The following is a 23,304-nucleotide window of genomic DNA, read 5'->3' on the forward strand; positions in this document are numbered from 1 at the left end:
TAAAGCATCAGGATAGTTTCAAAAGCATTTTAAAAAGCCCGGGGTATGAAGGATTATTAAAGCATCAGGATAGTTTTAAAAGCATTTTAAAAAGCCCGGGGTATGAAGGATTATTAAAGCATCAGGATAGTTTAAAAAGCATTTTAAAAAGCCCGGGGTATGAAGGATTATTAAAGCATCAGGATAGTTTCAAAAGCATTTTAAAAAGCCCGGGGTATGAAGGATTATTAAAGCATCAGGATAGTTTTAAAAGCATTTTAAAAAGCCCAGCGTATAAAGGATTATTAAAATATCAGGATAGTTTTAAAGGCATTTTAAAAAGCCCGGCGTATGAAGGGTTATTAATGCAGCAAGAAACTAGGAATAGCATTTTAAAGAGTTCATTAAATATAGGAGTGAAAGGGCACAAAGGCATTTTGGATAAAACCTTATCTTTGGAAAATGCCAATATAAAAATATTCAATGAAATGCTCAATGAATTAGAAGAAGTTTATGAAGAAATTGAGGATAAAGATTTAAAATCATTTGACATAGATGATAAAAATGAAGAAGATGCACTAAAACAACATTTATTCGAATTTATTACATATTGTAAGCATTTAATGTCCCTTATTAACACGGTTGATTCAAAAATAGTTTGGGATATCTTAACTAAGATATCAGTCATTGTTACTCTTTTCTCACCAATTGTAAATTTTGGAGATGAGGAAAGCAATAAAGTAATCAACATTAACGGTAACAACATGGAAATCAATTTAGATGCTGAGGAAGTTAATGTAATCATAATAAATCAAAAAAATGAAAAAAGTGACGTTTTAGTTGAAGAAGAAGGTAAAAAGCATGATGAGAAGATTAAAAGCTTTGAAAAATTGGATGCTTCCGCGGGAGAAAGGACCTAGATTCGTGACATTGGGGTCAGACCACTGGCCTTGCACGAAAGTGAGTAAATTGAATTAACCCCTAAATTTACCACCAACTTTTCAGCTTTAGTAGAAAAAAGGAGAATGTGGTATTAAAATGACCTCGTTCCCTTTCTTTCCCTTTTTAGTAATTTCCTAATTTCCGTTCATTTTTTCTCTTCTGTTTTTTAACCTTTTCGTTCACCAAAGCGACGGTTTTTCCCTATTTAACGGAATAGGAATCTTTGTCTGCCCTTTGATTTTTTCTTCTTTCTGCTTAGTTCTTTCAACATTTTTTTGCCTGGTAAAAATAAATATGTTCGTAATATGCAAAAGGAAACCCAAGGTGTTTTCTTAAACTTGGTTTGAAGTTTTACAATAAGTGAAACTCCAGAATGTCGGGGGCAGACCCCCACTCGCAATTCTTTATAAACTGACAAAAATTTTGGCTGCCAATCCAGGTAAATCCATAAGCAAAGGGCTTTCAGGCATATTTAATCAAACGTTTATTTAACTGACAAAAAATATGGTTGTTGAATAAATTTAATCCTTAAATGGCGGATTTCCTTGCATATTTAATCAAACGATTAATTAGTTTTGATGATAGAGAATTTTGTTGAGAATAGTCGCTTCCTTGGTTTGCTTTTTATTATGAGCTTGATGGGTTACAGCTTAAAAAGCAGACATCCAAATCGAAAAACACAATTAAACGAAACCGCTAACTAAGCAATCCCATTTTAGGGGTTGTTTTTTTGATTGAGTGTTACTTCCGCTAGATTATTCCTAAATTTGTCACAAGGGGAAGTTAACCTTCTGTGTAATTATTAATAGGAATAGGAGCGTGATAAGAATGAAAATAGGAGAAAAGAAAAACTTTTTTTACATTCCCAAACTTGGCTTCATTGAGGTTGTTTTTTGGAGCGAGAAAGAAACAGAAAACCGTTTATTTCAAGTAGAATTAAACTTAACACCAAAGAAACAAGAAATATTGAAAATCCTACAAGCAAGCTTCCCCGGCAACATCATAATCCATATCGAGAACCGTTGGGAGATCATACCGGCAAAGTAGCGGGGCAAAGGTTGGACACAAGCACCTCGTCCCAGTTCACTACTAGGGGTCATTGGCAAATAGCCTCATTGAGTATTTTGCGAGGTTCAATCCCCAACAAAATTCTGCTGCATAGACACTAATATTATTTGGAAATTACTCCAGTGCCTGTCACCGCCCGAATTATCTTGTTTCACAGTAATGTTCCTCAAGGTAAATTGTACGGGACCATTACTTCCAGGAAGCAAGTATGAGAAAATGAGGAATTGGTAAAGAGAGCACCTTTAAGTTTATTATGATGATGAGGATATTATGCAAATGATAAAAGAGTCCTACTAAGGTGAGTTGGACTCTTTCGTTTCACTTCTTTATTTATCTCTAGTGGATAAGATATCTGTTAGCTATAAATAGGAAGCCAGTGATTGCATATTGCCCTTAAAAAGTGACTCTTGTTCCAAATTTCAGTGACACTTAAGACAGAAATGAGTGACACACGAGACATACTCGTGGGGTCAGACCCCCACTCCGCTTTTAAGCGGTAAAGCACGGAAGCTAAACGGAGAGCGATGCTCTCTGTTTTTTTGTCTTTCAATTTGAAAAATATTTTATCGAATTAGGGAGGAATTTGAGAAGACGATGGGGACGTTCTTATAGGGGACAATCGGAAGTTTTTCGCGTAAAAAGGCACAACTAGTGGATATGAGCTGGTTGTGCCCAAGGAAGGAGAGGCGCCTGGAGCGCAAATCAACAGCTATTGTTTAACCATGCGTTTAATTTAATAGGTACTTTTTCAGTGCCCTCTTTGTTATAGGGGATTTTTTACGTACAAGCAATTATTGATGCAGGTTAATATTCCTGCACTCCTCTAAATTTTTCGTATGATGGTCTTATTGTAACATCAAAAACCGAAGCGGAATTACCAGCTAATATGTATACATCATGCGCCTTGTTTAGAATCCTGCTTGAAGGAAGGGGGATTATTTTTTATTGCCATCGTCATTTTCATAAATTGCCCTGCCGTTTGCAGTTTTATGGTTAAACGAATAAAGCTTCGGATGGAACAGGAATGATCAGTCCATTGTGTTTAAGACGAATTAGCAGTCCTTCTCACATAAAAATAATTAATTTTTTTAAAATCAGGTGATTTTCGGTAAATTAAATATTGCGAAAATTAGAACATAACTGTATATTTAAAATGTAATTATAAAAAGTGATAATCGATTATCAATTATCAAATGTAATGATTTTTACCAATACGTCTTATTTTACTTATTAAGGTGAAAAATCAAAGGATATCCAGGAAAGGATGGAAAGGCGAAAGTGAGCGCAGAGAAAACATTAGAGATTTTGGATTTATTCAACTTCCAAACCAGGGAGTTAAGTGTACCTCAAATTGCAGAAAGATTAAATCAGCCACAAAGTTCTGTATACAGACATCTTAGGATACTAAAAGAAAAGGGGTATGTAATTGAAACCAATGTGGGCCTATACAAGCTAGGTTATCGATTTTTAGAACTTGCTAAAATTGTGAAAACAGACAATAGCATTTCCTCCATTGCCTTTCCGGTTATGAGAAATCTTACGAATGAAACGGGAGAAACGTCTATTCTTACTATTTCTTCAGGGTTAAATGCCATTTGTTTAGAGGTAATTACATCGCCTCAGCCTATTAAAGTAACTTCTGATCAAGGGAAAATATTACCGCTTCATGCTGGTGCTTCTTCAACCATATTGCTTGCTCATATGCCGATTGAAACTGTCGAAGAGCTTTTCGAACAAGGACGATTAAATAAATTTACTGAAAATACTATTGTTGACCCAGAAGAGCTGAAAGGAAAGCTTGAGGAAACTAGAATGAGGGGCTATGCGATTTCGGATTCAGAAGTGGATGAGGGAGTTATAGCGTATGGGATACCTATTCGGGACATGGATAATCAAGTTGTTGCAGCATTAAGCATTGCAGGACCGCGCGAAAGAATGCTTGAAAGAGAAGAGCAGTCATTAATTGATTGCCTGCAGTCAGCAAAAATGGAAATTGAAAAATATCTATAAGCTATACATGTGAAAGGGGATTATGATGGAGAACTTTGATTTAGTTGTCAGGGGACAGATAGTTTTGGAAGATGAAGTTGTTTATGGGGAAATTGGCGTTCAAAACGGGAAAATCCATGCTATCGAAAAAGAGACCAATTTATTACAGGGTACTAAGGTTTTGGATTTTGGGAAGTCTTATGTTTTTCCGGGAATAATCGATGTCCATGTTCATTGTTTTAGCAACCCAAATGAAGGTTTCATCCCAACAAGTTCTTCTGCAGCGGCAGGTGGTGTTACGACATTCTTGGATATGCCTTATGACTTACCAAATCCAGTGAACAATGTCGAGCAGTTTGAGAGCAAAGTAAAACAATTGGAAGAAGAAGCCATTGTCGATATTTGCTTATGGGGAACCATCTCTAAGACAGGCGGAACAGACCAGATTGCAAAACTTGCTGAAGCAGGAGCGGTTGCTTTCAAAATGTCAACGTTTGAGACAGATGCCTACCGATTCCCTAGAATTCCGGATCCTGAAATCATGCGTGCCATGGAGATGATTCGCGAGACAGGTCTGGTTGCCGCTTTTCATTCCGAAAATGATGAAATTATTGTCGATTTGATCGATCAGTATAAGAAGGAAAACAAAGTGTACCCTCGTGCCCATATGGAAACGAGACCACCAGTAACGGAAACAAGTGCCGTATTGAAACTTTTAGAGTTTGCTTATTGGACAGGTGTAAAACTGCATATTGTTCACGTAAGTCATCCCCGTACCATTGATTTAATTAATCTATTTAAAAAACAAGGTGTTCAAGTTACATCGGAAACTTGCTATCCATATTTACTTCTTGATATCAACGACCTGGAGAAGCATGGTCCGAGAGCTAAAAATAACCCACCTTTACGAAACCCGGAAGATGTTGGAGGATTATGGAGGCGCTTACAAAATGGAGATATTGAATTAATTTCTTCAGATCATGCACCTTGGGGGCTAGAGCATAAGGAGAAAGGAAACGATAATATTTTTCTATCAGCCTCAGGAATGCCAGGATTAGAAATAATCGCGCCGCTTATTTTTGATAGCGGAGTGGCGAAAGGTAAATTAACACCGCTAGAATTTGCAAAGTTAATGGCCCAGCACCCAGCGGAGGTTTTTCAAATTCCAGGGAAGGGTAAAATTGCAGTTGATTATGATGCGGATTTCACGGTCATTGATCCAGAGAAATCTTGGATTGTAGATGAAACAAAGTTCCGCTCCTATTCTAAATTATCACCTTTTGATGGTTGCAAAGTTCAAGGTAAAGTCGTGCAAACCATTGTACGGGGTACGACTGTATATGATGGAAATGAGGTTATAGTTAAACCAGGATTCGGAAATTTTGTTCCAGGAAAAGCTTATCATCAAGCCTTAGTGGGGAGGGCGTAAAGCTTGTCCATAGAAAACTTTACAGAGATGCTAGAAGGTCTTCTGAGTTTAAAGTGGGAGGATGTTCGGGCAAGAACCATCCAACGAGCACAATGGATAATTGCCGATACATTGTTTTCTGCTTGGTACGGGGCACATTCTCCCGAACTTCAAAGGTATATTCAGGGCGTTGGCGCCCTCCAAAGAGATTCTGTTCATAGGATTCCAATTGTGGGTACCAGATATTTTACGACACCTTCCCATAGTGCCATCATACATGGCACCGCAATTGTCTGTAACGAATTAGATGAAGGAAACCAATTTGCTAAAGGACATCCGGCTGCACATTTATTCGCTCCAGCTTTCATCTCTGCAGTTGAAAATGAAGTCTCAGGCCAAGATTTTATTCATGCTTTTATTATCGGTTACGAGGTTGCAGCAAGGTTGGCTTATGCCAGCAATATGAAGGATGATATGCACCCGCATGGAACGTGGGGGATTGTCGGGGGAACCGTTGCTTCTGGTATTTTACTAAAAAAGAATCGTAAAGAAATTTTAGAAGCTGTTCTATTAGCAGCGACATTTCCAATCGCGACATCTTGGGAAGCAGCGGTTACTGGGATGACTGCAAGAAATTTATATACAGGATTAGGAAGTCTGCACGCAATACAAGCTTTACAGTTCCAGTCCTTTGGATTTAAAAGTAGTGCCGGCGTTGTCGATCATCTCTGGGGAAGTATTATGTCAAAGGGAATAGATTATAATTTGTTTCTAAAAGATTTATGGTCTCCACCTCTTTTGGAGATGAATTATTTTAAGTTGTATCCATCGTGCCGCTTTACCCATTCAGCTATAGATGCTTTATTAAATAACTTGCAAGAAAAGAAGATTGACATTTCAGAGATTTCCTCTGGGTTAGTAGAAACATATAGCTTAGCTGCACGTTTAGGTAATCCTGACCCGCAAAATGCCCTTGCAGGGAAATTTTCAATTCCTTACGCCCTTTCTGTTTTGTTACATGGAAATTCTCTCTATGAAAGTGATAAAGAACCAGTGTTCTCTAACCCTTCCATTCGTGATTTAGCCAAGAAGATAGTGGTTAAAGAAGACCCTAGTATGACAGAATTACTGCCGAATAAGCGGGCTGCTAGGGTCACATTTTACATGAAGAATGGCAGAAAGGAAAGTACTTTTGTAGAGGATGCCTCCGGTGGATTTAACAAACCACTTCCAGAAAGTAGATTAGTAGAAAAGTTTAAAAACATGTTGGCGCATACTGGGGATGAAAAGGAGGTTGAAACCGTTCTTGAAGCAACTATGAATTTAGAACGGACCAATCATTTTAGCCAGTGGGTAAAATCCTTTTCACAAAAAGTAGAAGTCTAACCGGGGGGGATAGAATGAAACCGTTACAGATCAATATGGAACGATTAAAAAGGAATCTCCTAGAAGTAGGTTCAGTAGCCAATCTGGGGGATAAGGGATATACAAGACCAGCATTTTCAATAGCAGAAAAGCAAGCTTTAGATTGGCTGAAAGGGAAACTTTCCAAACTTCCATTAGCAGTATCCCAAGACAAACTAGGAAATGTATATGGGAAATGGGGGGATACGGAAGAGGCAGCCGTTTCATTTGGCTCACATCTTGATACCGTCCCAGAGGGAGGGCTTTATGATGGAGCACTTGGAGTGATTGTCGGACTGGAGTGTCTGCAAACATTAGTCGAACATGGCTTTGAGCCTGAGACCCCTCTTGAGTTAGTTGCATTCGTTGGAGAAGAGGCTAATCCTCTTGGAGGAACATTTGGAAGCAGAGCGGTAGCGGGGTTAATAGCTCAATCAGAGGAGTTTAATAAGAAGTTGAACCAGTTTGATTTTACATGGAATGATTACCTTTCAGTAAGACGAAGTAGTAATAACTTTCGTTGTTTCTTAGAGTTGCATATCGAACAGGGGTCCGTATTGGAAACTGCTGAAAGGAAAATTGGGATTGTCACCTCTATTGCTGGTATTTTGAGATTATTCGTTACTATTCATGGTCGAGCAAGCCACTCTGGGACTACTCCCATGTATTTAAGACAAGATGCATTACTAGATGCTTCTAAATTAATACAGGAAGTAAATAAATTAGCCGTTGGGGCGGAAAGTGATATTGTCGCCACGGTGGGGGAAATTGGCATATCTCCTAACCTTGCCAACGTTGTTCCAGGTGAAGCTGAATTAATGATAGAGATTCGAGGAAGCCAATGGAACGAAATGAAGGGCATAGAGGAGTCCATACGAAAGTGGGCAAGTGAACATATTCATGCAGATATTTCTGTCGTAGTAGAGAAGCATCCCAATTCGTTATCACCACCGATTCAAAAAAGGATAGAAAAGGTTTGCAATGATGGAAATGTGCCATACCAATATATGCTTAGCGGCGCAAACCATGACGCCAACTCTTTAACCGCGTTAACGGATGTTGGGATGATTTTTGTTCCTAGTAAAGAGGGGATTAGTCATCACCCGGATGAATTCACATCCTGGGAAGATATTGAAATAGGTGCAAATGTTATGCTTCAAACCATTCAAGAATTATCAAAAATGTATGCAGAGGTAAAATAATCAAAATACAATCTTAGGAAGAAGGAAGGGTTTATATGAAAAAATTTCTAGTATTCTTATTAATTGTGTCTTTAGCTGCTTTAACAGCATGTGGAAGTACCTCTAGCGAAGCTAGTCAGAAAAATAAAGAGAATAATAAAACGGTTGAAGGGGCTAATGCGCTAGATAAGGTTAAAAACTCCGGAAAATTAGTCATTGGTACAACTGGAAATTACCGTCCCTTCTCATATATGGATAGCAATAACAAATTGATCGGATACGATATTGAATGGGGAAACATCATTGCTGAAGAATTAGGCGTCAAAGCTGAGTACGTAACAGGTCAATTTGCCGGACTCATTCCAGGTTTAGTAGCTCATAAGTTTGATGTTATCTTATCGGGAGTAAACGTTACGGAAGAACGTGCAAAATCGATTGACTTTTCTGAATCCTATGCCCAAGATGGTGCGGTTGCGGTTGTTAAAAAGGGGACAAATTCAGTAAAAAGTATTAAGGATATTAAAGGTAAAGTTGTAGGTGTAAATGCCGGTTCTGCATTTGAAGCCGTTGTTAGGCAAATTGGTGGCTTTAAGGAATTAAAAGTCTATCCGGGAGCTGCGGAGAGCTTTGCTGATTTAAGCGCTGGCCGTGTTGATGTCGTTGCTATTGGACTGCCTGCTGCAGCGGAGTATATTCAAAACTCTCCATCAGGGAAAGACATAGAAATTACCGGCGAGCCGTTTGATGTCAAGCAAATCGGTGTTGCTATACCAAAAGGAGAAGCGGAATTGAAGGCTGAAATTGATCGTATTATTAAAGCGAAAAAGGAAGATGGAACATACGAAAAGCTCTCTCAAAAGTATTTTGGTCTATCGTTTGATGAACTTGTACATGAATAGGAGGGGGCATCATTGAATTGGGATGTTATTAAGAATGTAATGCCCTTCTTTTTAGAAGGCGCTCTAGTTACCTTAGAAGTATCTTTATTGGCCATTTTAATTGGGACTGTACTTGGCTTTTTAATATGTCTTCTAAGGATGTCACACAATAAAATATTAAACAGCCTTGCCTTTCTCTATATTTGGCTTTTTCGGGGATTGCCTCTATTAATCGTACTGTTTTTATTCTACTATGCAGCACCTTTCGGAATTACTCTAAGTGCTTTTGCAGCAGCATTGTTCGCAATGTCATTGAACGCAACTGCCTATAAGGCCGAAATTATTCGTTCTGGAATGATGGCCGTTCAAAAGGGTCAAATAGAAGCGGCCGAGGCAATTGGCATGACTCCTAGTCAGATTATGCTGCGAATTCGAATTCCACAAACGATTCGATTAATTATTCCACCTTATATCAATAACTCTGTGGTATTGCTTAAGGAATCGGCACAAATATCCGTTATTACTGTTCCTGATCTTATGCTAAATGCACAAACCCAATATAGCAGCACCTATCTTCCACTGGAAACTCTTGGTGTCGCTGCAGTTCTTTATCTAGTTATGACTAGCGGACTCATGTTACTGCAGTCATGGACAGAGAAAAAGCTTAAGACACAAAACAATAATAAGTGATTGGAACGGGTGGGGGATATCATGGAAACTATTAAAATGCAAAACATTCAAAAGAAGTATGGTGATAAAATTGCTTTAACTAAAGTTAATTTAACTGTAAATAAGGGAGAAGTTGTTTCGTTAATTGGCCCCAGTGGCTCCGGGAAAAGTACTCTTCTGAGGTGTATAAATTTTTTAGAAGTTCCATCTCAGGGCAATGTACTTATTGAGGGGCAGCCAATCGATTATAAAGTAAACTCAATTGGCAAATTGACTATTGGATCTAAAATAAAGATGAGTAAAGTACGGAGTAAAGTGGGAATGGTTTTTCAGCATTTTAATCTTTGGAAACACAAAACTGTCCTTGAAAATATTATTGAAGGACCAATGATTGTTAAAAAGATGCCTAAAGAAAAAGCAATTGAAATAGCCGACGAATTATTAAATAAAGTTGGTTTATATGACAAAAGAAATGAACATCCTAGTGACCTGTCTGGAGGTCAGCAACAACGGATTGCTATCGCAAGAGCTTTAGCAATGGAACCGAGTGTCATGTTGTTTGATGAAGCTACCTCCGCCCTCGATCCGGAAATGGTAAACGAGGTTCTTCAAATTATGATGGGGCTTGCTAAGGAAGGAATGACCATGATGATTGTAACACATGAAATGGGATTCGCTAAACAAGTGTCTGATCGTGTGGTTTTCATGGAAGATGGTCAAATTGTTACAATAGGAACACCGAATGAAATCTTTGCATCTAATAATAATCCACGTGTTACTAAATTCCTACAAAATTTACAGCCATTGAGTTGATAAATAATGCCTGCAGTTTTTAACTGCGGGTATTTTTTTAATATGGTTATAAAGACTCTGTTACTAATTATTAAACTGGCGAGAACCATCTCGGACCTTGGCGTGGAAGACAGAATAACGGATACAGCTATTTGGGAGGCCATGACCTTAAGGAGAAGCAATCTATAGCGAGGGAAACATAAATGTCACTTCAGAAAAGAATTTGGATACCCAATCGTTTTTACCACATTGTTTGCAGGGGTAATCGTCGTGATCCACTTTTTCGAAATGGAACGGATTTTTAAGCCTTTTTACACATCCTCTATCAACTTCATGAAAAAATTCCTTTTGAAATGGCCTCCTATTGTTTAATGACCAATCATTACCACCTGCAGATTCGTTCACCCGAAATGGGAATTTTCAGATATTAAATACTTTACGGCAAAATGTACCTTTTTCGATATAATTTCGGTTTACTTTTCGGTTTATATAGACACCAACACCGCCTGTTGTAAACGGCAAGTAAATTGCAGGACAGTGCCATCTAAACAGGGTTTCATAAATTGGAAAAATTTCGACCGCCAATCGGATTGAAGCCCTTAACAGCAGACTTTTCAGCATATTTAATCAAAAGTTTAATTAACTTATTCCGGTGCCAAGTCACCACCCGGGGGAACAGGAATCTTGTCCCGCTTTTTAATAGTAAACAGGACAAGGTTCCTGTCCTGTATAAAATAGCGCCTTCACAATAGAAACGAGCCACTTAAATTAATTGAATATTCGTAGTAGTGTTAATATAAGGTGCCTTATTAGGGGGTGCTGAAAGAAAATATAGATTATCAAGGAGGATGTGAATCAATGAAAAGAAAAAAAGGTGTATGTCTTTTTTTGCTGTGTGCTGTTTTACTGTTAAACGCATTTAGTTTTCAAAACGTTTCGGCAGACTCAGAAAAGGGAGAGTCTGCTTCTCAAAAGGTGGGAGAGATCGATTATAAATCGTATGTATCACGATTTGATTTAAAGTATGACAAATTAATGGATTTGCCAAGAAACGGGCTGCCAGTAGGAAATGGTAAAATGGGAAGCCTCGTTTATGCAACTGACTCAGAGCTTAAGTACTACTTGAATCGGGTCGACATTTTTCAAAGCGGATCGAGAGGGCCAGCTGAAGCAGATGACTGTTGTACAGCTGGTGATGTGGATATTAATTTCGGAGGGACCGTATTCCCAAAAGATAAAGTAAGCCAGCATCTTTCCTTTTATGAAGCAGAAGCAACCGTTACAGGGCCGGATGTTACCACAAGCACAATTGCTTGGAGTGATCATGACGTTATGCTAGTCCGCGTCCACGACAAGCGTAAAGGCAACAATACAGTAACGGTTGATCTGAAAGCCGTTAATCCGGACAAGACCGAAGTCAAAAGGCTTGGGGACAAAATCGTCTTGAAGCAGGTTTTTGACGTACCGAGTGATACCGGCATAAAGGAGAATGATCACTACAATGCTTCGGCCGTTGTCATTAGCGTGCCGGATGAGGATGCAGCCGTTTCTGTTGAAGACAAGAAAATTCGGCTGACCGTTAATCCTGATAAAAAGAAATACACGGTGTTAATGGCGAGTGCATCAACGTTTGACCGAAATGAGGATGTCATTCAAAAGGCTTTAAATGAGTTGCAATATGCTGAAAAGCAAAACTATGAGAAAACTCGTAATTCCCATACGAAGTGGTGGCGCGAGTACTGGTCCAAGTCATTTATTGATATTGACAATAAGCCAGAATTGATTGAAAAGTGGGTGACCTTCTTTTACTATGTCGGCTCGTCGTTTAGAGGCGATTATCCTGCCAAATTTAATGGATCGCTTTGGCATGTAGGTCCGCGGGCCTGGGGTTCTCAATACTGGGGCTTTAACCAGAATACACATTATTACGCATTAGGCGGAGCCAACCACTTGGAGCTTCTTCAGCCGCTGTTTAAGATGACGAATAAAAACCTGGATATGTATGCCATCTCTGCAGGTCAGCAGTGGGGCAGTAAAGGCATTCATGTTTCACAGACTGAAGCATATAACGGACCTGAGGTTTTACCGGATAATATCGCTGCCGACCTCCGTAATGTTTTCTTGAATCAAGCACTGTTGACCCCTGAACTGAATGCATTCAGGAAGAATCGGATTCGGACCAATTCCAGATGGAATTATCCTAAAAATGTAGAAAACCCCAACCCTGTTATTGGAGCGACGTCGCACTGGGTGAGTGATGCCGGTGTGATTGCCAATTTCTATTGGGATCAATATCTTTATATGAAGGATGAAAAGTTTTTAAAAGAACAAGCATACCCAATCATTAAAGGAGTGGCAGAGTTTTATACTAATTTCCCTAATTTGAAAAAAGAAGCGGATGGGAAATATCATATTAATTATACAAACTGGGCGGAAACGCTTCTTGGGGCAAAGGATGTCATTACTGATCTTGCGATGATGAGGGGTGTTCTTCCAATTGCCATTCAGACGGCAGAGAAATTCAATGTGGATGCGGATCTTGTTCCACATTGGAAAGAAGTATTAGACAATCTCGCCCCATATCCGACTAGTAAGATGAGTGACGTTTTATTGGCTCCGGTACATCCACAAGGTAAAACGACTTACGGAATGGCCCGTAAACCAATCATTAAGCCTAACGGATCAGGAACGGTGTGGGATTGGTGGCTGCCGCAGCTGTATTTCTTTGACAATTTTACCCTTGAATCCAATGATCCAGATCAGCAAAGAGTGCTCGAAGCTACGTTAGAATCGGAACAAGCTTACAATTTGCTTAAAAAAGGAGAATTACATGGCAGAGGCGGATTCACTTGGTCCCGGTATTTGACGGAAGCAGCTAAAATGGGCCGGGCGGATATCGTGCAGATGGGACTTCCACTTATGATATCCCAGACAAAATATTGGAATGACGGTTCTAGTCCAAACAGACTGCCGTATGTTGATGGCGGGTATTTATCCATGCAGGAGCTAGGGGCTTATGCCGACTCTTTACAAAGTCCGCTCCTTCAAAGTATTGGTTCTGCTCCGGGCGAAGATCCTGTTATCCACGTATTCCCGGCCTGGCCGAAGGAATGGGACACAAAGTTTAAAATGCTGGCAAAGGGCGGATTCTTGGTTACTTCCTCAATGAAGGATGGCGAAGTTCAATTTGTAAAGCTTGATTCTCAAATTGGCGGTAAAGTGGAAATTCATAATCCGTGGGGGAATCAGCCAGTTCAAGTGGTTAACCAGAGCACTACCAAAGCTGTTAAAATTACATCAAATGGTAAAACTATTTCATTTGACACCAAAAAAGGTGAAAGCTATTTGTTAACGAATAAATAGTTTTGTGGGTTGAGTGGGGTCAGACCCCCACCCAGCTAAAGTTTAAAGCAGTAAAGTATAAAAAGTAAACAGAGTGAAAATAAGCGGCAAAATGAAGAAAAGTAAGAGCAGCTTGCAGCTCTTACTTTTCCGAATTAGTGGACTGATGAAATAGGTGCCACTGGCGGCACTCGAATAATGTCGAATTCATCGACATTATTCGGTGAGTGACAGTGGCACTGTTCTGAGGTTGATTTTTAAACAACATGTTAGTTTAATATTGTCACCTTTACTTGTTTTACTCCGAAATTGATTGCATCATGTTCAGAAGGAATAAAGATATCAATGCGATTTCCCTTAATGGCTCCACCAGTATCTCCGGCGATTGCTTCACCATAGCCTTCTACATACACTTTACTGCCAAGCGGTATAACAGATGGGTCAACTGCGATGACCTTTGCATTTGGGTTTGCGTTAAGGTCAATTCCAGTAGCCGTAGTACCGGAACAGCCCTCACATGAAGCCGTATAGGCAGTTGCTTTCACTGTCATTTCCTTTGAACTTGTATTACTTGTTGATGCAGCTGGGACGGCAGGTGCACTTTCCTTTGATGCTTGTGCAGCAGGCTTTACCTGTTTTTTGGTTACAGCACTATTAGTAGTATCTAAACCATCAAAGATTAATAGCTTTAAACCAGGATGGATAAGATCGGTATGTAAGTCGTTCCACTCTTTAAGTTGAGAAACCGTTATATGATAATCCATGGAGATATCCCATAATGTGTCACCTTGTTTTACAGTATATTGTTTTTCCGGTGCGATTGTTAGTATATCTCCAGGGTGGATAAGGTCCGTAGTAAGCTGATTCCACTTTTCGATATTTTCTACAGATGTATTATTTTCACGTGATAGACCCCAAAGGGTATCCCCTTTTTGTACTGTTATCGTTGCAGCTTGTACATTAGCACTTACAGTTACTGAGAGTACAGCAACTGCTATAATTGTTAGCATTTTTTTAAGCATTTTTTACCCTCCGTTTTCTTTGGTTGCTAATTTTTAATAAGAATAACATAGATTTTTCTGAAACAAAGAACAGGGAGGTGTTAAATCGTTTACAGCTGTGGCATTTATGTTGCAATAATATTTCTAAAATAAAATAATAATCAGAAAATATAGTTTTTCTAAAGCCCTCTCGAGGCTAAAAATCCAGCTTAATAGATATGGGGAATCGTATCATAAGTAAATGAGGTTTTTAAGTATTCTCCAGAAGTTCGGAAAATGTTAGAGGTGCGATAAGTAGCAGACATCCTGAAGTTTTATTTGCTAGGCCCACTTTTTCAACAAACTAAATTTCAACTTTAAAAGTGTGGATTGCATCCAAAAATCTAATAAAGTTGTACTTCCCAATCTTCTAATGGTGGTTCTATTTCATAGTTTTTATCAACTATCGATCTTATAAATTGTGCAGCTCTCATCTCGGCATATTTCTCATTTAATACATTACCATCGTCATCCATCTCAATGGCATTTGCAAAAATGGCATATGCTTGTTCCAGTATCCATGGTTCTTCAAATATAAAAGAATAATCAAAACCCTCCAATAATGGCAATCCAACTGTTCCATTTACAATCCAAAATGAAAAAGTTCTTAATGCTCCACACCAAAAGTGGCAGCTTAATAGAGGTTATTACGACTTAATTTTTTTCACTTTACCTAAAATTTGAGAAACAGCAATGGCTATACTTCCATTTAGCATTCCAAATATAGAGCCATAAAAAAAGGCTGCTTCCTTGTTACTGCCAAAGAAAAACATGACAAAGCTCCATAAGCAATACAAAAATACTACTGTACCGAAAGTATATAAAAATTTCTCCATTGTGACACCATCCGTTTCGACATATTCAAAATGAGGAATATTCTTACAGGAGTTGAATATATTCATGGAATAATCATTCTGAAAAAAGTTATAGCCTTACACTATCTCTTATATGTTCTAGCTAACTTCGACAAGGAGGAAAGCCAATATGTTTCATAAGCATTTTAGTGCCCTATCTCTTGTAATTTCAGGAACATTGTTTGTACTTTATCCAGCGATTCGTCCTTTTTCTGATGAATCGTCTATGGAAGGCGCTGCTGCATTTGCATCAACAGAATGGTTGGTAGCTCATATTTTTGCAATAATCGGTTTCACATTACTACCATTAGGTTTACTTGGGCTTCATAACTCATTAAAAGAATCTGCTTTAAAATCTCTGACATATTCTGCGGTAGTATTCTGTTTATTAGGCATTGGTTTAACATTACCGTTTTACGGAGGGGAAACCTACGGACTACACGCTATTGGGCTGGAAGCAATAACACGGCAGACTGATGCAATAGTTAGTCTTGCAAATGTGGTACGTTCTGGTCCAGGGCTTATTATGTTCATAATTGGTCTTTTGTTTCTTGCTGCTGCTTCGATTATAGTTGCAATTACAGTTTGGAGGTCGGGAACATACCAGAAATGGAGCGGTATTCCCTTTGCTTTAGGAATTTCACTATATATCCCACAATTCTTCGCTGGGCAGCCGCTACGAGTAGCACATGGATTTCTTGTTTTCCTTGGGTGTGTATTGATTGCGGTTGGATTATGGAGGCAAAACATCCCAGAAAAGAAGGAATAGAGAACCATTTGTTCAACTTACGGGGGAAGTGGTATTTGGTGAAATAACGATGATTATTGCATATGAATTGAGCCACATGTGCGGAGTTTTGAGCCAGTTAGTGCGGAAGAGTGAGCCGCCATCTGCGGAGCTAGAGCCGGCACGATAAATCAAATAACCTCTTGTATAATAAAAAATGCATGCAAATATGCATGACAATATTATACAGGAGGTTTTTTTGTGGTTAATTGTCGTAAAATCCTTGAACTGTATTTTGATGAGATCAGTCAAAGAACAATCAGTTCTAGTGCCGGTCACTCGGCCAGTGGGGTCAGACCCCCACCCAGCTAAGGCTTAAAGCGGTAAAGTGTAAAAGGTTAACAGGGTGAAAATAAGCGGTAAAATGAAGAAAAGTAAGAGCCGCTTGCGGATCTTACTTTTCCAAATTAGTGGATCTTAGATGGCTCTCGGTTCATTAACAAAAGCATTTAAAAATCGCGCTCATAAAAGGTAAACGGTCCAAAAACTGCTTTAAATCTTTTCTTGAGCGAAAAGAAAATACTTCAATTTCATGTTTCGGGTAAAAAAGTTCAGATCCTTTCTTCAATTCCAGTGCACCGTCACTAGCCGGATAATTTCGAATCATTCGGCATTATTAGGGGCGTGACAGGCACTTTTTAAACAACCTCTACAATAGGAGTTATTCTTTTGTTTGTAAATACTTATTTTTGAAAATAAGGAATTATTTTAAAGTCATGCAAAGGCAGTGGGACTAACCCTTTTTTAATTAGTCTATTGCATTGGAATTGCCGAAGTACCATACAGAGTCTAATTTCGTTCCATGTGCTTGCTTATATAAGTAAAGTTGGTGATCCGTACTGAAATAAGCAATAGTCACAACTTTCACCCGATTGCTGCTGTCCCAGGAAAGTAATAGTTTAATAGACACTTTTTCTTGACCTAATTCGATTGGATTTAACATTGTGAAGCCGTTTTTGATTGGTTCAAAGGCTCCTTTGTCAGGGGTTAAGAAGGAGTATTCCCAATAGTAACCGTTTGAATCCACCGAATAAAGGTTTCCTAAGGTCTTCGCTACTTCATTTTTTGTTTGACCAACAGAAACCATTTTCTTCAACAATTCCACATTGCCTTTGATTAATTCATTACCAGGATATTTTAATTTGTTATTTTCATAAAAATGTCCATGCGAAATAATATTATGAGCCCATCTGCCATCTAGTAAAAGATAATAAGACTCGGAGCCATCTTTCATCCATCCGCTGGCCATTGCACCAGAAGATTTAAAATAGTACCAGCCATAGGTGTGATCAAATTCTGTGAATCTCCACCCTGTGGCCATTTGACCCGAACGCTCCATATAATACCACTTACTGTGATCCTTCACCCATCCGCTGGCCATATCTCCCTTTTTGACAAAATAGTACCACTTACCATTGTCTAATAACCATCCTGTTTTCATGACTCCGCCTTTATCAAAGAAATACCATTTAGAATTAATCTTTTTCCATCCGGTAGTGTAGTCACCTAGATTGTTTACATAGTACCAATAGCCATCTTTTTGAACCCAATGGTAACTAGTAATCTTCGAACTGCTGCTGACTGTCGTATTCGCAAATGAAACAGTTGGTGACGCCATTAATAATAAACCTGCTGTTAACGTAAATGCTTTTGCAATTTTTTTCATGTTACACCCCATTATCTAATTTTATGAAGCTAATAAAACAAGTATTATGTACCATTCTTCTACCATTATATAACAAAACAGAGACCGTAGGGACGGTTCTGTTGGCTTTCTCACAAGTTTTTCTAGATCTTTATAAGCATTTTTAAGTAATTTCAAGTCATTTCAGTGCCTGTCACAACCCGATATAAATTCTGGGGTCAGACCACTGGCCTTATATGACTTTAAAATAAATACTTATTTTCAAAAATAAGTATTTACAGACAAAAGAAAAACTCCTATTGTAGAAGTTTTGACCTTGTTTTGTTCCCTAAACAAACAAGTCTTCTACAAAGGAGTTTTTACCTTGAATAAGAATTTTGGGGTCAGACCCCCACCCAGCTAAAGTTTAAAGCGGTAAAGGAACCACAGACGGTTCTGGTGGCTTTTGATTGGTTTTTGTCAACAAAAACTAGTAGAAGGTTCTCGTGGTCTTCTTTTTCAGCTATTTTCAATCTTGTTTAATTCATCACCATTAACCATTTTTAATTGGTGCCGCAACTCTGTTATGTAACGTATCATTGCCATTCTTACAACTGATGGGTAGTATCGTGTGTTAAGTTCCTGTTCACATTCCTCTAAATCCATTTTTTTCACCGCGATAATTTTAGTTAATTCTTCAGTACTCATTGGCCATCCCCCTACATATTAACTATTTTTATAGCTTTAGGATGGACACTTTTTTCATAGTTTATACAAAATGAAGCAGGGAAAGGAGGTTCTCATGTTTCATCGAACTAAGGGTGATGTGTTAGAAGAAATGTCGTCGTGTTTCGGTGTGACATATTTCGACTCCTTTTATAATAGAAACTCGCTATTTACCAGTGGCTGGGGTAGTTTAATTAACCGTTTGTTTAGTATCAAAACGTGCCAATTTTTGTAGGTTGATAGTTTTTATAAGTTACTATTGAAGATAGTTATCGAAGATGGGGACGTATGTAGAGACCCCCACTCTCTTAATAAATACCGAATATGCAAAATGGAAGGATTACGTAGAAAATGGTTGGCCGAAACTTCCTGCAGATCCTGAAGAACCGGGATCAGTACCATCACCTGGCCATATCGTAATTGAACCAACTCTATCTGGTGATGCTGCAAAAGCCTCAGTAACTAAAGAAATGTTGAACAAAGCTTTTGCCGAAGTACCTAAAGTGAAAGGCGTTCAAATCGTTGGAATATCGATTGGAAAATTGACCGGAGCTAATTCATATGAGCTCAATCTTCCAACCGAATTCTTAACAAAAGGTGGGAAAAACCAGCGCATAGCCGTTTCAACTGAATTCGGAACCGTTACAATGCAAGGTCACCTGCTCACAAGGGCCAAGTTAAATGGAGTCAAAACCGTCAACGTCGTCCTTTCAGCTGGACCTCCAATTAACAACAAAGCCACCTTAGAACTCCGCATCGTTGCGGATGGAAAAGATATCGATTACAACCATCCGGGTGCACCAGTGGAAATTACAATTCCTTAAAAAAGTCGATGGGGTCTACTTAGATCCCACTGTTTTAATTATCAATCAAACGTTTAATTAACTGACAAAAATTTTGGCCGTTAATCTGAATGAATCCTTTACTACCGGACTTTACGGCATATTCAATCAAACGTTTATTTAACTGACAAAATTTTTAGCTGCCAAATGGGTTTATTCCTTATCCAGCGGGTTTCCCGGCCCATCTAATCAAACGATTAATTAGTTTTTCTGAAGGATATTTTGTTGGGGTTTGTCGGTTTAGGAGTGGTGTAGGTAAAAAAGGCTGAGCGGAACCAGATATAAAGCCAAGATTCGTCAATTCTTTTTTGAAAAGAAGAGACGAAACATTGATATCACTAGGATATGTACTAATTTAATCAAACGTTTAGTTAACTGACAAAATTTTTAGCCGCGGAATGGTTTAAATACTTAAATGACAGGATTCCTGCCTTATTTAATCAAACGATTATTTAGTTTTAATGGAAGGGAATTTTGTTTAGATTTGTCAGTTAGGTGTGTTAAAGGTTAAAGCTGAAATGAACCAGTTGTAAAACTAAATAGCCATCAAAAGGGTCATTGCTCAAATGGCGAAACATAAGAATCGGTCCATTTCATGTCTCTAAGCTGCATATTACCTAAACGGAAATAAGCCGCAATATGAAGAAGGGTAAGAGCAAGTTTAGGAGCTTTTACCTTTCTTTATTTTGGTTGAGTCATAGCTGGATGCGGGTTCCTAGCCAGTAGAAATTCTATGGTTTCATATTAGAAGGTTAAATCATCATCTAGAAAGTCTGATAGACTGTAGCTCTTGTTTTCATTAATTACCGCAAAGTCCCTTTTTGATAGATCAGGGAATTCTTTAGGATTGATTTCCCTAACAAAAACGGATTTTAAATTATCGGCTTTTATCCCCCATTTATTTGTAGTAATGATCCCTTTATAATACCATTTAAGCCGATTGATCATATAATCGGCCGACTTTCCCTTCATATAATATTCCGTGGTTAGATTGTCAGTATGCGTGAAGTAAACAATAAAATATTTCATGTACATTCTCCCTGCAACCATGTATTTATTTTAACTAGCGATTGGCCGTTTTGTGGGTTCTTGTATAACAAAATGGTGGGGTTTACGACTTGGGAAGTTTTTTTGGCTGCTTTTTTTCAGGATATTTGTAAATAAACTCATCCTCAATCTGTTTGATAAACTCCCAAATTTTCATCTCAAAAGCATCTGCCAGCAAACGAAGAGTTGTTACAGATGGTGATTTTTCATTATACTCAAGGTCCTGGATGAAGCGAATATTTAGCTCACTCTCTTCAGCAAGTTTCTGTTGTGTCCATTTCTTCTCATTTCTTAATTTGCCTAATCCAATGCCTATATAAATTTCCTTTTTGGTCTTTTTCAAAGGAATTCTCCTTTTTAAGACCATTACATAATGCCAAGCGAAATCACTCCACGCACTGCAGAGCGTAAAATGTCCGATTCATGAAGTTTTTAAGAAAATGGGACAGGAACCTTGTTCCAATTGAGCCTCATCCAAGTGGTAATCCTGCTGTCACCTATAAAGAAAACTCGCTGATTGAAGCGAATTTTGGGGGAGACTCCCACTAAGTGATTACAGCCATTGAAATGTACCACTTCTGACATTGTATTTACCACTATTGAAGTGTACCAAAGAATGACAAGACGTTTACCACCGCAATCTTACTGGTAATAGGAGGAATAAATCTATAGTTTGGAGTATCAAGAATGTTAAAAAATTTGATTAAACAAGACCAGCCTTGCGCAAACGGGACTGATTCTAGGGTAACTCTTGTATTACGTAGTAGACTAAATACTGCGTAACAACGATTGCCAAGATTGTGGAAAAAAACTATAATTCATTATCTTCTTTTATGATATTAGTAAGAAGATATGTGAAATTGTGAAGCATTTCACTTAAACTAACGTGGCAGTTTACTTGAACAAGGATAGGTTACATTAAAAGCAGGAGGTGTAACCTAAATTGCATTATTTAAAGTTTCTTTTTTATGAATGTATATTGTTTAGTCCATTTTTTATATTGAATTTTTACAAAAGTATTTACTTCAATTCACCGTTTACGAAAGGTGGATTTTTAGCACTTATAATAACTTTGCTTATATATGCGGTTTTAATCAGTTTATTGATTAAATTATTTATACGGTTTGATACTATATCAATTAAAAGAAAGCTATTACTTTCCATCCCCAATTTATTTATCTCTGGATTAATTACAGGCATTATAATGTTTTTCATTTTTGGTACAGAGTGACTCTTGCTAAGCTAAAGGGGGGTTTTACTTAAATTAAGAGTAAAGCCCTTTTCTTATTCAACTAAAGTGGTAGGTTAGTGCAAGAAGGAAATAGGATATTTAACTCCGAATATATTAAGAATAAGCAATTTTATTTAAAGGGCTTTGAACAAGGAAGGAGTATTAGGATGGCAATTCTTATTGGAGTAATTACTGGATTCTTATACCTTTATTTAATGAACAAATTAGTCGATATATCAATGGACTTCTTTGAAAAAAAGGGTGTTAAAGACCATTGTTTAAAGGTTCTTCCATCATTATCGTTTATATTTCTCACAAGTTTATTAATAGGCTTTTATCTTCCTGAACCGATAAAAGAATATACCGGAGTTTTTCGTATATTTACTTATTTTAGTGGTGTCGGATTATTATTAATCTTATTTTCTTTCATTATAGTGAAACCTATTTGCCCATCGTGGTATAAAAAATTATTCGAATGAACAGATGGTGCTTATTCAAGTAACGGGTGCTTGATTTGAAGATGAGTTGCTGCGGCAGCTCTTTTTTTGTTGATCAACTAAAGGAGCAGGATAGTTTCAAAAGGAATAATTGAAAAATGGGTAAAGTAATATGTAAAAAAGGGGGGGATGATTTGATTAAAAAAGTTTTTGTTATATTTCTATTTTCTTCTCTAATCTTAATGGCTTGTTCAAAAACAAAAGTTATGAATTTCACTGGAGAAAGTGAAAATTGGTATGTTGATTATGAAGTAAAGGTATTTGATGAAAACAGCGAATCTACACATTTTACAATTAAATATAAAGGTAAGGACCCCAAGCCACAAAAAATAAAATATAATATCGAATATGGATCAGGGAAAACCGATGGAACTGATAATTTAAATAATGGTGAATTGAACTTAGGTGGACATTCTTGTAGTGGCTGTGCAGTTATTCAAGAAGATGATGTTATGGAGGTAACCATAACTTGGAATGGAGAATTAGAAACCTTCAATTTGAAAAATAAATAGCATATATTTCATTAATGGGTGCATTACTGAAACAACGGTATTGCTCTTTTCTTCTTCAAGGAAAGGAGCAGGTTAGTTGAAAAAGGATTAAGTTAATTTATATAGAATTTAATAGGTATTAGGGATTTTTTAGGAGGAGCGAAATTGAATACAATGGTTACTTATATGCTGTTAAAAACTATTGGTTTAACTGTATGTTTGGTTCCTATCTTAATGAGCAGACTTATTATGTTTTCTGATATTCCTAGGTTGATTCTTGATTCTCTATCTGCATTAGGCTTTATTGTTCTTATTGTAGGAAATATTATGGAGTGGAAATATAAAAGAAGAAAAACTAATCGGGATATTATTTAATGTTCTTCGGCTGAAAAAGGCTAAGTGGGAGTATTAAACGGGTGCAAGAGTTTAACAGCAGCTGCCATAATTGGTGGCTTTTCTGTTATTAAACTAAAGGAGCAGTTTAGTTCAAGAAGGATTTAATATGAACAATCC

The 23,304-nt window shown here is 37.8% G+C and carries 21 protein-coding genes and 2 pseudogenes; 16 read left to right on the forward strand and 7 right to left on the reverse strand.

Annotated features, from left to right (window positions below; all coding sequences use genetic code 11):
- From ACFVSW_RS26220 to ACFVSW_RS26270, 11 genes and pseudogenes are all read left to right on the forward strand, one after another.
- A partial coding sequence (locus tag ACFVSW_RS26220; protein ID WP_387319573.1) for a hypothetical protein occupies positions 1-899 on the forward strand: 899 nt, incomplete at its 5' end.
- A gap of 850 nt (positions 900-1,749) precedes the next feature.
- The gene (locus ACFVSW_RS26225) at positions 1,750-1,968 is read left to right on the forward strand and encodes a hypothetical protein (protein ID WP_387319574.1); all 219 of its coding nucleotides are present in this window, start codon (positions 1,750-1,752) and stop codon (positions 1,966-1,968) included.
- Positions 1,969-3,267: 1,299 nt separating this feature from the next.
- Entirely contained in the window at positions 3,268-3,999 is a 732-nt protein-coding gene (locus ACFVSW_RS26230; RefSeq protein ID WP_387319576.1) for an IclR family transcriptional regulator, read from the forward strand.
- 25 nt (positions 4,000-4,024) lie between these two features.
- Positions 4,025-5,407, forward strand: coding sequence for a dihydroorotase (locus ACFVSW_RS26235; RefSeq protein WP_387319577.1), 1,383 nt, complete (start codon positions 4,025-4,027; stop codon positions 5,405-5,407).
- A 3-nt stretch (positions 5,408-5,410) separates the two neighbouring features.
- Positions 5,411-6,772, forward strand: coding sequence for an MmgE/PrpD family protein (locus tag ACFVSW_RS26240; RefSeq protein ID WP_387319579.1), 1,362 nt, complete (start codon positions 5,411-5,413; stop codon positions 6,770-6,772).
- A 14-nt stretch (positions 6,773-6,786) separates the two neighbouring features.
- Complete coding sequence (locus ACFVSW_RS26245) at positions 6,787-7,992, forward strand: Zn-dependent hydrolase (RefSeq protein WP_387319580.1); 1,206 nt, start codon at positions 6,787-6,789, stop codon at positions 7,990-7,992.
- 35 nt (positions 7,993-8,027) lie between these two features.
- Positions 8,028-8,870: a substrate-binding periplasmic protein gene (locus tag ACFVSW_RS26250; RefSeq protein WP_387319581.1), complete on the forward strand. Its 843-nt coding sequence runs from the start codon at positions 8,028-8,030 to the stop codon at positions 8,868-8,870.
- A gap of 12 nt (positions 8,871-8,882) precedes the next feature.
- A complete protein-coding gene (locus tag ACFVSW_RS26255) occupies positions 8,883-9,539 on the forward strand; it encodes an amino acid ABC transporter permease (RefSeq protein WP_387319582.1) in 657 nt (218 codons plus the stop codon).
- A 21-nt stretch (positions 9,540-9,560) separates the two neighbouring features.
- The gene (locus tag ACFVSW_RS26260) at positions 9,561-10,331 is read left to right on the forward strand and encodes an amino acid ABC transporter ATP-binding protein (RefSeq protein WP_387319583.1); all 771 of its coding nucleotides are present in this window, start codon (positions 9,561-9,563) and stop codon (positions 10,329-10,331) included.
- 182 nt (positions 10,332-10,513) lie between these two features.
- Positions 10,514-10,729 (forward strand): annotated as a pseudogene (locus ACFVSW_RS26265) (transposase); the annotation flags it as partial.
- A gap of 439 nt (positions 10,730-11,168) precedes the next feature.
- A complete protein-coding gene (locus ACFVSW_RS26270) occupies positions 11,169-13,673 on the forward strand; it encodes a glycosyl hydrolase family 95 catalytic domain-containing protein (RefSeq protein WP_387319584.1) in 2,505 nt (834 codons plus the stop codon).
- 248 nt (positions 13,674-13,921) lie between these two features.
- Here ACFVSW_RS26270 and ACFVSW_RS26275 read toward each other — a convergent pair whose 3' ends face one another.
- From ACFVSW_RS26275 to ACFVSW_RS26285, 3 genes and pseudogenes are all read right to left on the reverse strand, one after another.
- Entirely contained in the window at positions 13,922-14,674 is a 753-nt protein-coding gene (locus ACFVSW_RS26275; RefSeq protein WP_387319585.1) for a LysM peptidoglycan-binding and 3D domain-containing protein, read from the reverse strand.
- A 362-nt stretch (positions 14,675-15,036) separates the two neighbouring features.
- Positions 15,037-15,300, reverse strand: a pseudogene (locus ACFVSW_RS26280) (DUF7677 family protein); the annotation flags it as partial.
- 39 nt (positions 15,301-15,339) lie between these two features.
- Positions 15,340-15,528 carry a hypothetical protein gene (locus ACFVSW_RS26285; protein WP_387319587.1) on the reverse strand — a complete coding sequence of 63 codons (189 nt, stop codon included), beginning with the start codon at positions 15,526-15,528 and terminating at the stop codon, positions 15,340-15,342.
- Between the two features lie 148 nt (positions 15,529-15,676).
- On the opposite strand from ACFVSW_RS26285, the gene ACFVSW_RS26290 reads away from it, so the two are divergent.
- On the forward strand, positions 15,677-16,315 hold the full coding sequence (locus ACFVSW_RS26290; protein ID WP_387319588.1) for a hypothetical protein: 639 nt from the start codon (positions 15,677-15,679) through the stop codon (positions 16,313-16,315).
- Positions 16,316-17,081: 766 nt separating this feature from the next.
- Here the strand turns inward: ACFVSW_RS26290 and ACFVSW_RS26295 are convergent.
- Complete coding sequence (locus ACFVSW_RS26295; RefSeq protein WP_387319589.1) at positions 17,082-17,999, reverse strand: hypothetical protein; 918 nt, start codon at positions 17,997-17,999, stop codon at positions 17,082-17,084.
- A gap of 477 nt (positions 18,000-18,476) precedes the next feature.
- On the reverse strand, positions 18,477-18,665 hold the full coding sequence (locus ACFVSW_RS26300; protein WP_387319590.1) for a hypothetical protein: 189 nt from the start codon (positions 18,663-18,665) through the stop codon (positions 18,477-18,479).
- 296 nt (positions 18,666-18,961) lie between these two features.
- Here ACFVSW_RS26300 and ACFVSW_RS26305 point away from each other — a divergent pair, with 296 nt between their 5' ends.
- Positions 18,962-19,507, forward strand: a complete 546-nt coding sequence (locus ACFVSW_RS26305; protein ID WP_387319591.1) for a hypothetical protein — start codon at positions 18,962-18,964, stop codon at positions 19,505-19,507.
- Positions 19,508-20,269: 762 nt separating this feature from the next.
- Here the strand turns inward: ACFVSW_RS26305 and ACFVSW_RS26310 are convergent.
- Both ACFVSW_RS26310 and ACFVSW_RS26315 read right to left on the reverse strand, forming a co-directional pair.
- Positions 20,270-20,554, reverse strand: a complete 285-nt coding sequence (locus ACFVSW_RS26310) for a hypothetical protein (RefSeq protein ID WP_387319592.1) — start codon at positions 20,552-20,554, stop codon at positions 20,270-20,272.
- Positions 20,555-20,636: 82 nt separating this feature from the next.
- Positions 20,637-20,915 carry a helix-turn-helix domain-containing protein gene (locus ACFVSW_RS26315; RefSeq protein WP_387319593.1) on the reverse strand — a complete coding sequence of 93 codons (279 nt, stop codon included), beginning with the start codon at positions 20,913-20,915 and terminating at the stop codon, positions 20,637-20,639.
- 1,055 nt (positions 20,916-21,970) lie between these two features.
- On the opposite strand from ACFVSW_RS26315, the gene ACFVSW_RS26320 reads away from it, so the two are divergent.
- The 3 genes from ACFVSW_RS26320 to ACFVSW_RS26330 all read left to right on the forward strand — a co-directional run bounded on the left by ACFVSW_RS26320 (position 21,971) and on the right by ACFVSW_RS26330 (position 23,166).
- Positions 21,971-22,282 (forward strand): hypothetical protein, encoded by a 312-nt coding sequence (locus ACFVSW_RS26320; RefSeq protein ID WP_387319594.1) that lies wholly within the window; start codon positions 21,971-21,973, stop codon positions 22,280-22,282.
- Positions 22,283-22,434: 152 nt separating this feature from the next.
- A complete protein-coding gene (locus tag ACFVSW_RS26325; RefSeq protein ID WP_387319596.1) occupies positions 22,435-22,812 on the forward strand; it encodes a hypothetical protein in 378 nt (125 codons plus the stop codon).
- Positions 22,813-22,956: 144 nt separating this feature from the next.
- Positions 22,957-23,166: a hypothetical protein gene (locus ACFVSW_RS26330; protein WP_387319597.1), complete on the forward strand. Its 210-nt coding sequence runs from the start codon at positions 22,957-22,959 to the stop codon at positions 23,164-23,166.
- Positions 23,167-23,304: the final 138 nt, after the last annotated feature.

It is taken from the genome of Neobacillus sp. NPDC058068 (assembly GCF_042885335.1).
Taxonomy (GTDB): Bacteria; Bacillota; Bacilli; order Bacillales; family Cytobacillaceae; genus Neobacillus.